The sequence below is a fragment of the Streptomyces sp. NBC_01003 genome (assembly GCF_045162695.1).
Lineage (GTDB): Bacteria > Actinomycetota > Actinomycetes > Streptomycetales > Streptomycetaceae > Streptomyces.
Genome location: NZ_CP108707.1, coordinates 5,932,826 through 5,946,401, shown reverse-complemented (window position 1 = coordinate 5,946,401; position 13,576 = coordinate 5,932,826). Strand labels below are relative to the sequence as shown.

Below are 13,576 nucleotides of genomic sequence, written 5' to 3'. Positions count from 1 at the left end.
CACTCACCCCTCGTCCGGAACAGCCGAAGCAGCCGGCACGGCGGCGCCAGAGGCGTCGACCGCACTCGCGAAACCGCCGTCCACCATCAGGTTCGCCACCGTCTCCAGCTCCGGCGGATTGCCCGCGAGCCGGGCCAGGAACGCGTCGAAGTCGTCACCGCACGGCAGCAGCAGACGCTCCACCCGCTCGGCGACCGACCACCCGGCCGTGTCCCCGCTGTCCCGCGCGTCGTCATACGCGCAGAACCACACCGAACCCGCCCGGTCACCCTTGACCTTCACGGCGAGAATGCCGCCCTGCACGAACCCGACACCCAGATAGTCCTTGGTCAGGTGATCACGCAGGCACTTGTTCACGTACACCAGATCGTTGACCGCGGCCTCGTCCCGCACCGTGAAGAACGGCTGGTCCACCAGAAGCCCCAGCTCGGCGTCCAGCGCCGCCCCCACCGGAGCGCACCCGCCCGCCGCCTTCAAGAACGCCCGGTACGCACCCGGCAACCGGTACCCCAGGTCCTCCTCGACACCCAGGACCTGCTGCTCGGTCACCGCCACCGACGACTTCGGCAGCCCGAAATGCGCCGGCCGCGTCTCCTGCAACGGACGCGTCCCCCGCTTGCCGTGATCCACCGCAGCCGTCGCGAGACCACCGTGATGCCGCAACAGCGCCTTCACCTCGACCGGCACCAACTCCATGCGACGACTGCCCGGCACGTGATGCCAGGTCCAGCCGTGCGGCGTCGCCACCGGCACGATCGTGTCCCACAAGTCATGCCCGGCCGCGGCCAACGCCGCGTTCGCCGACACATAGTCCGTCAACCGCAGCTCATCGACCCCGAACCCCTCCGGGGGCTCGGCGATCTCCGCCGCGGCACGCGCGTAGGCCGAAAAATCCGGATAGCCGTTCCCGTCGATCCGTACGCCCCTGGGATGGCGCGCAGCACGGACCGGGTCCGGGAAGTGCACGACCTGCCCGGCGTAGGCCGCGTTCGGCGGCGCGGCTTGCTGCCCGAGCCGACCTGTCGTCATGGCGGTTGCCCCCTGCGGCACTGTTATGGATCGCGGATAGCGACAGCCTATGCGGTTGTACGACACCGGTCACCGGCCCTCCGGTTCCATGACCAGCAGTCACCCCACCGTGACGATGAGCCCACGCTCCCGCGTGTCGCCGCGCCCCAGCTTCCGCACCACCGGCCGCATTTGGCAGTCTGTGCACGCAACCCGGGGGATTGCAGGAGGGGAAGCACCACATGCAGAGCAGCACCGCACCGTCATCCGACACAGCCGTCGTACCGGCCCAGGAGCCCGACACCGGGCACCCGGCCACCGCCGACGGCACCTCCGGCGACCCACGCGTCGGCTGGAGCAGCGCCGACGACGCGCCCGCCCCGGCCCTGCGCCACCGCCGCGACGGCATCCTGCCCACCGTCGCCGCCGCCCTCTCCGTCCGCGGCACCACACTGACCAGCACCGCCGCCCGCGGCGAACACGCCCCCGCCCTGCACCCACTCGTCCAGGACTTCCTCGACACCCTCACCAGCGCCCAGCGCGACCGCTTCACCGGACGCTGCGCCGAAACGATCCTCATCTCCCGCCACCTCACGGCCGCCGACGAGGAACGCTCCAAACGAGCCCGCCGCAAACCCATGACCAACGGCGAAGCCCGCAAAGCCCTCAAACACGCCAAACTCACCACCCGCCGCATCCGCGAGGACGGCGACCCCCTGCACGGCGGCTTCGCCCGCCCCTGCCGCGCCTGCGCCGCGCTCACCGCCCACTTCGGCGTCCACGTCGTGGACCCGGCCACGGACACCACCGGCTGACCGGCACCAGAACACCCACGCACCACCGCAGGCAGCAGCAGAACAGGACGAGGCCACCCCACATGACCGCCGACCGCACCCGCTTCACCGCACCCGTCGACGCCGCACTGCGCGCCGCCGGCTGGCAGCCCGGCCGCTGGGACATCAAACAGGCCGAATTCTGGGCCGACGCCCTGCGCACCCACGTATCCCCCGCAGGCCACCGCCACACCGTCTTCCCCGCCGCCGTCGAGGCCTGGGCCGAATTCGGCGGACTCCACCTCACCCCACAGGGCCCCGGCCGCCAGATAGCACCCGCCCAGCCCCACCTCGACCCACTCCACGGCCTCCACATGGCCCGCACCCTCGGCGACCTCGGCCGCGCCCTCGACACCGAGGTCTGCCCCCTCGGCGCCGAATCCGGCTCCGAAGCCCTCCTCGCCATCGACACCGAAGGCCGCGTCTACGCCCTCGACCACAGCGGCGACTGGTACCTCGGCCCCGACATCGACCACGCCCTGGAAACCCTCATCAACGGCACCCGGCCCACCCGCCTGACCGCCTAGAGCACCGGCGCACAACGGCAAACGCCCCCGGGCCCCACCGGCCGCCACGCACGTACGAGACACAAGAGGATGTACCGGGATGTGCGCGCGGAGCCGCCGGCACCACACGCGGGTGACCGGCCCGGTGACGACACCCCGCAGAACAGCGAGCACGCACATCCCGGCGCGGCCCCGCCACGCCCACGCTGGCGCGAACCACCGGCAGCCTCGCCCCACCGCAAGCGCTAAGCCGCAGGCAACACCGCAGACACCCGATACCCACCCGCATCCGTCGGCCCGCACACGAACACGCCACCCAGGCCCGTCACCCGCTCCTTCATGCCGACCAGCCCGTTCCCCCCACTCGGCAGCCGCACACCCGCCGCCGAATCCACATCCGGCGGCTCGTTCTCCACCTGCATCGCGAACTCCGACACCCGGTGAGCCAGGCGCACATACGTCTTCGCACCCGCCGCATGCTTGTGCACGTTCGTCAGCGCCTCCTGCACCACCCGGTACGCCGTCTGCTCCACCGCCGCCACATACGACCGCGAATCACCCTCGACCAGCAGCTCCACCACCATGCCCGCCGCCCGCGACTGACCCACCAGCTCATCCAGATCACCCAGAGACGGCCCGTCCTCCTCATCGACAGCCCGCGACGCCGCGGCCGCAGCCGCCACACCCACCGCCGCCAACGGCACCCCCGCACCAGGCTCACGCCCACCGCCACCCGACCGCATCACCCCGAGCATCTCCCGCAACTCGGTCAACGCCTGCCGGCCCATATCCCCCACCAGCGCCGCGTTCTTCACGGCCTTCTCCGGATCCTTACGGGCCACCGCCTGCAACGCCGCCGCATGCACCACCATCAGACTCACCCGGTGCGCCACCACGTCATGCATCTCCCGAGCGATCCGCGTCCGCTCCTCACCCCGCGCCCACTCGGCCCGCTCCTCCGCCCGCTCAGCAAGCAACTGAAGCTCCCGCTCCAGCGAATCCGCCCGCTCCCGCAGACTCTCCATGAGACGCCGCCGCGCACCGACATAAAGCCCCAGCAGCAACGGCGGAGCCGTCACCCCCAACGACGTCGTGATGGCGACGAACGGAACGAACCAGTCCCCCACCCGCACGAGATTCCCGTGCCCCACGTCCTGCTGCGCCCGCACCACCGACACGATCAGCGTCCCGACGAACGACATCCCCGCCAGAGCACCGATGATCCGCCGCGGCATCTCGGACGCGGCCAGCGTGTACAGACCCACCACGCTCAGCAGCACACCCATCCGGGCCGGAGTCACCGCGACCCCGATCAGCACCACCGCGATCGGCCACCGCCGCCGCAGCACCAGCATCGCCCCGGCAAGCACCCCGAAAACAACACCCACGGCCGCCGGCACCCCGGCGTCCCGCGCGAACCCGACCCCCTCCACCCCGCACTCCACCGCCGACGCGACGGCCAGCCCAACATCGAGCACGGCACTACGCCGCCGCTCCCACCACCACGGCCCCCCGGCCGTCCGGTGCATTTCCCCCGTCGTGGTCATGCCGTCCAGCCTACGGGCGGGGAGTGCCCCTTTTCCGGTGAGTTTCCGCGACAGCCCTCTGCCACGGGCACCAATCGAACAGAAGCGAAACCAGCCGGTATCCCTCGAACTGTTGGTCCATATGCAAATACGACCCACCCGCCCCCATCCCGAACGAGCCTGTGCCTATGACACAGACCACAGGCAAATACACGGACTTCGAGGGACTGCGGGAGCGGGCGGTCGCGCTGCGGCGGGAGGGGCTAAGCCGCCGCCAGATCCGGGACCGCCTCTTCATCGACAACAACGACATCCTGAACCGATTGCTCGATGGTGAGCCCGCGCCGGAATGGACGAAGCGCCCCAACGCAAAGGACGACCTACGGGACCGGGCACGGGAGCTACGGCTCCAGGGATGGACGTACGACCAGATCCAGGTCGAGCTCGGATGCTCGAAGGGTTCGATCTCGCTCTGGGTACGGGATCTGCCGAAGCCGGAACGCAAGCGCACTCGTGAGGAGGCTTCGGCGATCGCGAGGCGCGGCTGGGAAGCCACCCTCCAGCGCCGGGAAGCAGGACGCCAGCAGACCAGGCAGGCGGCGGCCGACGAGGTCGGGACCCTGTCCGACCGCGAGCTGTTCCTGGTGGGAGTCGGGCTCTACTGGTCCGAGGGCTCGAAGGCGAAGGCCTATCGCCGCCAGGAAAGAGTCGACTTCGTCAACAGCGATCCGGACATGATCCAGGTCTACCTGGCGTGGCTCCGCCTCCTTGGAGTCAACCCGGAGCGACTGAGGTTCCACGTACAGATCCACGAGACCGCCGACATCGCGACGGCCGAGAAGTTCTGGGCCACCCTGGTCGGCGCCGACCCCTCGCAGTTCGGCAAGACCTCACTCAAAAAGCACAACCCGAAGACCAACCGCAAGCGTGTGGGCGCGGACTATCACGGCTGCTTGCTCGTGCGCGTTCTCCAGGGGGCCGATCTGTACCGTCGCATTGAAGGCTGGTGGTACGGCATAGTGTTGTCCGCGCGCGGTACGGATCGTCAGATTCGGACATAGCGGACGAACCATCCCGGGTCGTCTAATGGCAGGACAAATGGTTTTGGTCCATTGAATGAGGGTTCGATTCCTTCCCCGGGAGCACAGGTGAGGCGGGGCCCGACCACCAGGTCGGGCCCCGCCCCCATTTCCGCCCCACAACGCCCCGGTATCCTGCGGATGTCCCCCCATGAAGCATCCGAAGCCGAAGGGCACACCCGTGAGCGCCAACAGCCCCCGCCCGGCCGCCGTCGTCGTTCTTGCAGCGGGTGAGGGCACCCGTATGAAGTCGGCCACACCCAAAGTCCTGCATGAGATCAGTGGGCGCTCGCTCGTCGGGCATGTGCTCGCCGCCGCGCGGGAGTTGAGCCCCGAGAACCTGGTCGTCGTCGTGGGTCACGAGCGGGACCGGGTGCGTGAGCACCTCGCCGGGATCGATCCGGACGCCCGTACCGCCGTGCAGGAGCAGCAGAACGGTACGGGGCATGCCGTGCGTATGGGGCTCGAGGAGCTCGGTGGCGCTGTCGACGGCACGGTGATCGTGGTGTGCGGTGACACTCCGCTGCTGACGGGCGAGACGCTGAAGCATCTGTCGGCGACGCACACCGGTGACGGGAACGCCGTGACGGTGCTGACGGCCGAGGTTCCGGATGCGACCGGTTACGGCCGGATCGTGCGGGACGGGGCGTCGGGTGAGGTGACGGCGATCGTCGAGCACAAGGACGCGAGTGAGTCGCAGCATGCGATTCGTGAGATCAACTCGGGTGTGTTCGCGTTCGACGGTGCGTTGCTGGCGGATGCGCTGGGCAAGGTGCGTACGGACAACAGTCAGGGCGAGGAGTACCTCACGGACGTGCTCGGCATCCTGCGGGAGGCGGGCCATCGCGTGGGTGCCTCGGTCGCCGCCGACCACCGTGAGATCGCGGGTATCAACAACCGTGTGCAGTTGGCCGAGGCGCGTCGCACGCTGAACGACCGGCTCCTGGAGCGGGCGATGCTGGCGGGTGTGACGATCGTGGATCCGGCGTCGACGTGGGTCGATGTGACGGTGGGCTTCGAGCGGGACGCGATCGTGCATCCGGGTACGCAGCTGCTGGGTGCGTCGTGGCTGGGTGAGGGTGCCGAGGTGGGTCCGAACTCGCGGCTGACGGACACGCGGGTGGGTGCGGGGGCGCGGGTCGACAACACGGTGGCGGATGGCGCGGAGGTGGGCGAGGGGGCGTCGGTCGGCCCGTTCGCGTATCTGCGCCCCGGTACCCGCCTGGGTCTCAGGGCCAAGATCGGTACGTACGTCGAGACGAAGAACTCGACGATCGGCGAGGGCACGAAGGTCCCGCATCTCTCTTACGTCGGTGACGCGACGATCGGTGACTACACGAACATCGGTGCTGCGAGCGTCTTTGTGAACTACGACGGCGAGGCCAAGCACCACACGACGGTCGGGTCGCATTGCAAGACGGGTTCGGACAACATGTTTGTGGCACCTGTCACGGTCGGGGACGGTGCGTACACCGCTGCGGGGTCGGTGATCACGAAGGATGTGCCGGCGGGTTCGTTGGCCGTGGCCCGTGGCCAGCAGCGGAATATCGAGGGTTGGGTGGCCCGTAAGCGTCCGGGGAGTGCGGCTGCGAAGGCGGCTGAGGAGGCGTCCCGGGGGGCCGGCAGCGAAGGCTGACCGGAAACAGGTGCGTCCGACACGGCGTACCGTGATAGGTGCACACGATTCGGCTGCCTCGCTGCTAATGGGACGAGCGGGCGCAGCGGCGGAAGAACGCGTCTGAGGAGACAAGTGCTGTGAGCGGGATCAAGACGACCGGCGAGAAGAAACTGATGCTCTTCTCCGGCCGCGCCCACCCCGAGCTTGCCGAGGAGGTCGCGCACGCTCTCGGTGTCGGGATCGTTCCGACCAAGGCATTCGACTTCGCCAATGGCGAGATCTATGTCCGCTATCAGGAGTCCGCTCGCGGTGCCGACTGCTTCCTGATTCAGAGCCACACGGCTCCGATCAATAAGTGGATCATGGAGCAGCTCATCATGATCGATGCGCTGAAGCGTGCGTCGGCCCGCTCCATCACGGTGATCGTGCCGTTCTACGGTTACGCCCGTCAGGACAAGAAGCACCGTGGACGTGAACCGATTTCGGCGCGTCTGGTGGCCGACCTGATGAAGACGGCGGGTGCGGACCGCATTCTGACGGTCGATCTGCACACGGACCAGATCCAGGGCTTCTTCGACGGCCCGGTGGACCACCTGTTCGCGCTGCCGATCCTGGCGGACTACGTGGGGGCGAAGGTCGACCGCGCCAAGCTCACGGTGGTGTCTCCGGACGCCGGCCGTGTGCGTGTGGCGGACCGCTGGTGCGACCGTCTCGGCGCGCCGCTGGCGATCGTGCACAAGCGTCGTGACAAGGACGTGGCGAACCAGGTCACCGTGCACGAGGTCGTCGGTGATGTGAAGGGGCGCGTGTGTGTCCTGGTCGACGACATGATCGACACGGGTGGCACGATCTGTGCCGCGGCGGACGCGTTGTTCGCGCATGGTGCGGAGGACGTCATTGTGACGGCGACGCACGGTGTGCTTTCGGGTCCGGCGGCGGATCGTCTGAAGAACTCGAAGGTGAGCGAGTTCGTGTTCACGGACACGCTGCCGACGCCTGGTGAGCTGGAGCTGGACAAGATCACGGTGCTGTCGATCGCGCCGACGATCGCGCGTGCGGTGCGTGAGGTCTTCGAGGACGGTTCGGTGACGAGCCTGTTCGAGGAGCAGGCGTAGTCGCTCTGAGGGCTCTGGGGCTCTTCTAGATCGATTTTGGGGCGGCCTTCCCGCCGGGTAGACTCACGGAGTTGCTCGGCGAGGGAGGCCGCACTGTTATGTGCGGCGGTCCGTTATCGACGCGCTCTTCGTAGCAGGCCCGTTCGTGGCCGGGTGACCGCCCCCAAGCTCTCGACTTCGCTCGAGCAGGGGGGACCCCCATCCCCTTCTTCTACGAGGAGTGCACATGGCTGAGATCAAGCTTGCCGCCGAGATCCGTACCGAGTTCGGCAAGGGTGCTGCCCGCGCCGTCCGCCGTGAGAACAAGGTTCCCGGTGTCATCTACGGTCACGGCGCCGAGCCGGTTCACGTGACGCTGCCGGGCCACGAGCTGCTGCTCGCCCTGCGTACCGCGAACGTCCTGCTGTCCCTGGACATCGACGGCAAGACCGAGCTGGCGATCCCGAAGGCCGTCCAGCGTGACGCGATCAAGGGTTACCTGGTCCACGTCGACCTGCTGACCGTCAAGAAGGGCGAGAAGGTCACGGTCGAGGTTGCGGTCGAGACCGAGGGCGACCTGGCTCCGGGCAGCTTCCTCGTCGAGAACGTGCTGAACACGCTCTCCGTCGAGACCGAGGCCACGCACATCCCGACCTCCGTCACCGTGTCCATCGCGGGCCTGGAGGGCGGCGACGCCATCCACGCCAAGGACGTCACGCTGCCGGCCGGTACGACCCTGGTCACGGACCCCGACGCGGTCGTCATCCAGATCCTGGCCGCGCAGGCCGAGGAGCCGGCTGCGGAGACCGCCGAGGCCGAGGGCGCCGAGGCCTGAGCCGTACGCTCTGCTTGACGGGGTGGCGGGCCACTGCGGCCCGCCACCCCGTTTTTTCATGTTCGTGTCCGTCTGTTGTACGTGAGGAGACGCGGTCCCGATGACGACCGATGCCACTGCCCCCTGGCTCATCGTGGGTCTCGGGAACCCCGGGCCCGAGTACGCGATGAACCGGCACAACGTGGGCTTCATGGTGGCCGATCTGCTCGCGGAGCGGATCGGCGGCAAGTTCAAGCGGGCCGGGAAGGCTCAGGCGCAGGTGCTCGAGGGGCGGATCGGTGCGCCGGGTCCGCAGAACCGCCGGGTGATCCTGGCGAAGCCGATGTCGTTCATGAATGTGTCGGGTGGTCCGGTGACGGGTCTGCGGGATTTCTACAAGGTGCCGGTCGGCAACATCGTGGCGATCCATGACGAGCTGGACATCGACTACGGGACGATGCGGCTGAAGCTGGGCGGTGGCGACAACGGGCACAACGGTCTGAAGTCGATCACGAAGTCGATGGGTGCGGACTATCACCGGGTGCGGTTCGGGATCGGGCGTCCGCCGGGGCGTATGCAGGTGGCGGACTTCGTTCTGAAGGACTTCTCGTCGACGGAGCGCAAGGAGCTGGACTACCTGGTGGACCGGGCGGCGGACTCGGTGGAGTGTCTGGTCACGGAGGGTCTGGAGCGGGCGCAGAGCGCGTACAACTCCTGACCTGTCGAGTGAGTTGACCGGGCATCTCGGCAGGTCACGGGCATCTCGACCGGGACCTGCCCGCTTTTCTTGACTCTTCGCGGGGCCATGGCCAAGGATCGCCGCCATGCTCTCGTACACCCGGCGGGCCGCGATGGCCATCGTGGCCCTGTTGATCCTGATCGCGGGCGTCCGGGCGTCCTGGGCGTCGGCGCAGCACGTGATGCTCAGCAAGGGCCGTGAGCGCGGCACGATGACGGTGACGCGGTGCACCGACGACACGTGCACCGGCCCTTACGCCCCTCTGTCGCCGGGTTCGCAGCCCCGCGCCCGTGTCGTCATCGACCGGTCGATCACGGAGAAGAAGGGCGCGCGTATCCCCGTGGTGGTGAAGCCTGGCACGGGCGAGGTGGTGCGCACGGGGGCTGCGGGGTTCTTCCACGCGTGGGTCCCGCTGGGCGGTGCGTTGCTGCTGGCCGCGGTGGTGATCGCGGGCGGGCTGCGTCGCAAGAGGCTGGCGTGGATCTCGGCGTGCGTCGGCGGGGTGCTCCTGACGGCGTCGTTCGTGGCGCTCTCGTTCTGACGGCGTGAAGGCTCGTACCGCCCGCGAGGGCCCGGGTTTCTCCGATCGTTATGCGTGACTTTTCCGGCATGGCGCTACAGACAGCACACACGGGGCGAACTTTGGCTTGACGGGGTGTCACGGCCACAGGAATCTGAGCGCCTATCTCTCAGGCCCCCCACAGGCTTTCCTGTCACTCGCATCTCATCCGAAGATGGACGGCCCATGCGCACCCTCACATCCGCAGGCGCGATCGCAGTGGCGGCTTCCGCCGCGCTGCTGCTCACCCCTTCCGCATACGCCACCGGCGCCCACGGCGACAACGGCACCGTGAAGATCCACGATGCCACGACCGGGGACGAACTCCGCAAGAACGAGCCCCACGTCTGCACCTTCTACCTCGACGCCTTCGGTTTCGACGACGGCCAGGCGGTCGACTGGCACATCGAGGCCTGGGCGCCGACCGCCGACGCGAAGGGCGAGACGGTCAAGTCCGGTTCGCTGACGCTCGGTTCGGACGGACACGGCCGCACCGACGATCTGTCGCTGCCCGACGGGCACTACAAGCTGTTCTGGAACTTCGACGGCGAGCACGGCTCGGCCAAGCACAAGGTGTTCTGGACGGACTGCTCCTCGGACAACGGCAACGAGAACCCGGGCGGCAAGCCGTCCGCGTCCCCGGCCGAGAGCACGACGGCGCAGCCCAGCGCGTCCGCGTCGGGCTCCGCGTCGCCGGGTGCGGTCGAGCCCGCGTCGACGGCCCCGTCGTCGCAGGCGTCCTCGAAGCCGTCCTCTCAGACGGGCGGCGATCTGGCGGAGACCGGCAGCAGCGCGCCCGTCGGCCTGCTGGCCACGGTCGCCGCATTGCTGGTGGCGGCCGGTGGCGCGCTGCTCGTGCGGCGTCGCAGGGCGGCCGGCCGGCAGAGCTGAGCGGCCCGCCTCGCGCCGGTTGTCCGTAGCGGATGAAAGCCCTGAAGGGCGCCTCCCGTCGGGAGGCGCCCTTCAGGCTTTCGTCGTCGTGCGGGACCGGATCAGCCGGTGTTGCGCAGGCCCGCCGCGACGCCGTTGACGGTGAGCAGGAGTGCCCGTCCGAGCAGCGGGTCCGGCTCGTTGCCGGCGGCCGCGTCGTCGCGCTGGCGCTTGAGCAGGGCCACCTGGAGGTACGAGATCGGGTCCAGGTAGGCGTCACGGATCGAGAAGGTCTGCTGGAGCACCGGCTGTGTGTCCAGGAGTTCCTGGCCGCCGGTGATGCGCAGTACCTCTCGGACGGTCAGCTCGTGCTCGGCCTCGATGTCGGCGAAGACGTGCTTCAGCTCGTCGGGGACGAGCGTGTCGACGTAGTGCCGCGCGATCCGCAGGTCCGTCTTGGCGAGGGTCATCTCGACGTTCGACAGGAAGTTGCGGAAGAAGTGCCAGTGCTCGCTCATCTCGTCGAGCACGGTGCCGAGGCCGGCCTCGCGCAGTGCCTTGAGGCCGGAGCCGACGCCGAACCAGCCGGGCACGATCTGCCGCGACTGGGTCCAGCCGAACACCCACGGGATGGCGCGCAGGCCGTCGAGCGAGACGCCCGAGCCGGGGCGGCGGGAGGGCCGCGAGCCCAGGTGCAGGTCGGCGAGCTGGTCCACCGGGGTGGAGGCGAGGAAGTACGTCGGCAGGTCCGGGTCCTCGACCAGCTTGCGGTACGCGGCGTGCGCGGCGTCGGAGACGACGTCCATGGCCGCGTCCCAGCGGGCGAGGGCCTCGTCGGACTGGCGGGGCGCGGTGTGCAGCGCGGACGCCTGGAGGGTGGCGGCGACGGTCAGTTCGAGGTTCTCGCGGGCCAGGGACGGCACGAGGTACTTGTCGGAGATGACCTCGCCCTGCTCGGTCACCTTGATCTCGCCCTCGAGGGTGCCCCACGGCTGGGCGAGGATCGCGTCGTGCGAGGGGCCGCCGCCGCGGCCGACGGTGCCTCCGCGGCCGTGGAAGAGGCGCAGGCGCACGCCGTAGCGGTGGGCGACGTCGCGCAGCCGGCGCTGGGCGCGGTGGATCTCCCACTGGGAGGTGGTGATGCCGCCGAACTTGGAGGAGTCCGAGTAGCCGAGCATGACTTCCTGGACGTCGCCGCGCAGGGCGACGAGGCGCCGGTAGGACGGGTCGGCGAGCATCTCGTCGAGGATGACGTCGGCGGCGCGCAGCTCGTCGGTGGTCTCCAGGAGCGGCACGATGCCGATCTTGGCCCAGCCGCCGTGCAGGTCGATGAGTCCGGCCTCGCGGGCGAGGACGGCGGCGGCGAACACGTCGTCGGCGCCCTGGCACATCGAGATGATGTACGACTCGATGACCTCGGGTCCGAAGACGTCGAGGGCGCGCTTGACGGTGTGGAAGACGCCGAGGGTCTTCTCGCCCGCGGCGTCGAGGGGGGCGGGCGAGGGGGCGAGCGGCCTGCGGGACCTGAGCTCCTTGGCGAGGAGCTTCTGGCGGTACTCGCGGGGCATGTCGGCGTAGCGCCAGGACTCCTCGCCGAGCCGGTCGAAGAGCTGGCCGAGCGCGTGGTGGTGGGCGTCGGCGTGCTCGCGTACGTCCATGGTGGCGAGCTGGAGGCCGAACGCGGCGAGCGTGCGGATGGTGCGGTTCATCCGGCCGTCGGCGAACAGGGCGCCGCGGTGCTCGCGCAGGGACGTCTGGATGAGCGTGAGGTCGTGGAGGAGCTCGCCGGTGCCGAGGTAATCGCGGCCGTCCACGTGCGCGGTGCCCCTGGCGAGGCGCTCCTTGGTGTTCTCCAGCTTCTGCCGGATGCAGGTGGCCTTGAGCCGGTAGGGCTCTTCGGAGTTGAGGCGCTTGTAGCGGGGGCTGATCTCCGGGAGGCGCTCCAGGTCGTTCTGGAGGGAGGTGAGGAGTTCCTCGGTGGCGCCGGTGTAGCGGATCGAGTTCGACAGGAAGCCGCGCAGCTCGTCGATGAGCTCCAGGGCGTCGTTGATGCCGTGCTCGTGCTGGAGGATCAGGACGTCCCAGGTGACGGCGGGTGTGACGTTCGGGTTGCCGTCGCGGTCGCCGCCGATCCAGGTGCCGAAGGTGAGGGGGCGGGTGGCGTCGGGCAGGGTGACGCCGACGCGCTGCAGTTCGGCGGTGAGGTCCTCTAGGACGTCACCGACGGCGCCGGCGTGCAGCTCGTCGAGGTAGTAGATCGCGTTGCGCGCCTCGTCGGTGGGCTCGGGGCGTACGACGCGCAGCTCGTCGGTCTGCCACACCAGGTCGATGTTCTCGGCGAGGCGGGTGTCGTAGCGGCGGCGGTCGGCCTCGATGACGGGGGTCTCGAGGAGCTCGGCGACGCGGCGCAGCTTGTTGAGGACGGAGCGCCGGGCGGCCTCGGTCGGGTGGGCGGTGAACACCGGCCGTACGTTCAGGTGCTGGACCGTTTCGCGCAGGTGCTCCGCGTCGGCGTCCTTGAGCCGGTCGGCGGTGCGGGCGAGGAGGCTGCCCTCGGCGGCGCGGCGGGCGCGCAGCTCGCGGCCACGGTGCACCTGCTCGGTCACGTTCGCCAGATGGAAGTACGTCGAGAAGGCGCGGACCAGCTTGGCCGCGGTCTCCAGTTCCGTGTCGCCGAGCAGGCGGGCGGCGGCCTCGCCGTCCTCCCGGGTGAGGCGGCGGACCTTCTCGACCAGTTCGAGGAGCTCGGGGCCCTCCTGGCGTACGAGCGTCTCGCCGAGGAGGTCGCCGAGTCGGCGGATGTCGGCGCGCAGCTCGGCGCTGGATGTGGCCTCACGGCTCTGGTCGTCGGCACTGCTCACAGGTGCGGCTCCTTGCAGTGTTGAAGCACGTCTGGGAGGGAAACCCGGGGAACCGGGTATGAATCCCGG

12 protein-coding genes and 1 tRNA gene are annotated in these 13,576 nt (G+C 69.2%); 10 read left to right on the top strand and 3 right to left on the bottom strand.

What is annotated here, in order from left to right; all coding sequences use genetic code 11:
- Nucleotides 1–3: 3 nt before the first annotated feature.
- Nucleotides 4–1,029, bottom strand: coding sequence for an SMI1/KNR4 family protein (locus OG698_RS27265; RefSeq protein WP_399977891.1), 1,026 nt, complete (start codon nucleotides 1,027–1,029; stop codon nucleotides 4–6).
- A 221-nt stretch (nucleotides 1,030–1,250) separates the two neighbouring features.
- On the opposite strand from OG698_RS27265, the gene OG698_RS27260 reads away from it, so the two are divergent.
- Together OG698_RS27260 and OG698_RS27255 are read left to right on the top strand one after the other, a co-directional pair.
- Nucleotides 1,251–1,823: a YwqJ-related putative deaminase gene (locus tag OG698_RS27260; RefSeq protein WP_399977681.1), complete on the top strand. Its 573-nt coding sequence runs from the start codon at nucleotides 1,251–1,253 to the stop codon at nucleotides 1,821–1,823.
- Between the two features lie 62 nt (nucleotides 1,824–1,885).
- Nucleotides 1,886–2,368 (top strand): SUKH-3 domain-containing protein, encoded by a 483-nt coding sequence (locus OG698_RS27255; RefSeq protein WP_399977678.1) that lies wholly within the window; start codon nucleotides 1,886–1,888, stop codon nucleotides 2,366–2,368.
- A 224-nt stretch (nucleotides 2,369–2,592) separates the two neighbouring features.
- Here the strand turns inward: OG698_RS27255 and OG698_RS27250 are convergent, their stop codons facing one another.
- Nucleotides 2,593–3,894: a sensor histidine kinase gene (locus OG698_RS27250; RefSeq protein ID WP_406106036.1), complete on the bottom strand. Its 1,302-nt coding sequence runs from the start codon at nucleotides 3,892–3,894 to the stop codon at nucleotides 2,593–2,595.
- A 167-nt stretch (nucleotides 3,895–4,061) separates the two neighbouring features.
- Here OG698_RS27250 and OG698_RS27245 point away from each other — a divergent pair, with 167 nt between their 5' ends.
- From OG698_RS27245 to OG698_RS27210, 8 genes are all read left to right on the top strand, one after another.
- On the top strand, nucleotides 4,062–4,934 hold the full coding sequence (locus OG698_RS27245) for a hypothetical protein (protein ID WP_406106034.1): 873 nt from the start codon (nucleotides 4,062–4,064) through the stop codon (nucleotides 4,932–4,934).
- 11 nt (nucleotides 4,935–4,945) lie between these two features.
- A tRNA-Gln gene (locus tag OG698_RS27240) sits at nucleotides 4,946–5,016 on the top strand.
- A gap of 87 nt (nucleotides 5,017–5,103) precedes the next feature.
- On the top strand, nucleotides 5,104–6,588 hold the full coding sequence (glmU, locus tag OG698_RS27235; protein ID WP_406106033.1) for a bifunctional UDP-N-acetylglucosamine diphosphorylase/glucosamine-1-phosphate N-acetyltransferase GlmU: 1,485 nt from the start codon (nucleotides 5,104–5,106) through the stop codon (nucleotides 6,586–6,588).
- A 119-nt stretch (nucleotides 6,589–6,707) separates the two neighbouring features.
- Complete coding sequence (locus tag OG698_RS27230; RefSeq protein ID WP_100596162.1) at nucleotides 6,708–7,685, top strand: ribose-phosphate diphosphokinase; 978 nt, start codon at nucleotides 6,708–6,710, stop codon at nucleotides 7,683–7,685.
- 226 nt (nucleotides 7,686–7,911) lie between these two features.
- Nucleotides 7,912–8,499, top strand: coding sequence for a 50S ribosomal protein L25/general stress protein Ctc (locus OG698_RS27225; protein WP_406106032.1), 588 nt, complete (start codon nucleotides 7,912–7,914; stop codon nucleotides 8,497–8,499).
- Between the two features lie 100 nt (nucleotides 8,500–8,599).
- A complete protein-coding gene (gene pth, locus OG698_RS27220; protein ID WP_227295189.1) occupies nucleotides 8,600–9,196 on the top strand; it encodes an aminoacyl-tRNA hydrolase in 597 nt (198 codons plus the stop codon).
- Between the two features lie 106 nt (nucleotides 9,197–9,302).
- Complete coding sequence (locus OG698_RS27215; protein ID WP_406106031.1) at nucleotides 9,303–9,758, top strand: hypothetical protein; 456 nt, start codon at nucleotides 9,303–9,305, stop codon at nucleotides 9,756–9,758.
- A gap of 204 nt (nucleotides 9,759–9,962) precedes the next feature.
- Nucleotides 9,963–10,667 carry an LPXTG cell wall anchor domain-containing protein gene (locus OG698_RS27210; RefSeq protein ID WP_406106029.1) on the top strand — a complete coding sequence of 235 codons (705 nt, stop codon included), beginning with the start codon at nucleotides 9,963–9,965 and terminating at the stop codon, nucleotides 10,665–10,667.
- A 101-nt stretch (nucleotides 10,668–10,768) separates the two neighbouring features.
- Here the strand turns inward: OG698_RS27210 and ppc are convergent, their stop codons facing one another.
- On the bottom strand, nucleotides 10,769–13,507 hold the full coding sequence (ppc, locus tag OG698_RS27205) for a phosphoenolpyruvate carboxylase (protein WP_406106027.1): 2,739 nt from the start codon (nucleotides 13,505–13,507) through the stop codon (nucleotides 10,769–10,771).
- Between the last annotated feature and the right edge of the window lie 69 nt (nucleotides 13,508–13,576).

Excerpts from the sequence above, each read along its gene's own strand:
- OG698_RS27265 (WP_399977891.1), bottom strand. The coding sequence starts at position 1,029 with ATGACGACAGGTCGGCTCGGGCAGCAAGCCGCGCCGCCGAACGCGGCC.
- OG698_RS27260 (WP_399977681.1), top strand. The coding sequence starts at position 1,251 with ATGCAGAGCAGCACCGCACCGTCATCCGACACAGCCGTCGTACCGGCC.
- OG698_RS27255 (WP_399977678.1), top strand. The coding sequence starts at position 1,886 with ATGACCGCCGACCGCACCCGCTTCACCGCACCCGTCGACGCCGCACTG.
- OG698_RS27250 (WP_406106036.1), bottom strand. The coding sequence starts at position 3,894 with ATGACCACGACGGGGGAAATGCACCGGACGGCCGGGGGGCCGTGGTGG.
- OG698_RS27245 (WP_406106034.1), top strand. The coding sequence starts at position 4,062 with ATGACACAGACCACAGGCAAATACACGGACTTCGAGGGACTGCGGGAG.
- glmU (WP_406106033.1), top strand. The coding sequence starts at position 5,104 with ATGAAGCATCCGAAGCCGAAGGGCACACCCGTGAGCGCCAACAGCCCC.
- OG698_RS27225 (WP_406106032.1), top strand. The coding sequence starts at position 7,912 with ATGGCTGAGATCAAGCTTGCCGCCGAGATCCGTACCGAGTTCGGCAAG.
- pth (WP_227295189.1), top strand. The coding sequence starts at position 8,600 with ATGACGACCGATGCCACTGCCCCCTGGCTCATCGTGGGTCTCGGGAAC.
- OG698_RS27215 (WP_406106031.1), top strand. The coding sequence starts at position 9,303 with ATGCTCTCGTACACCCGGCGGGCCGCGATGGCCATCGTGGCCCTGTTG.
- OG698_RS27210 (WP_406106029.1), top strand. The coding sequence starts at position 9,963 with ATGCGCACCCTCACATCCGCAGGCGCGATCGCAGTGGCGGCTTCCGCC.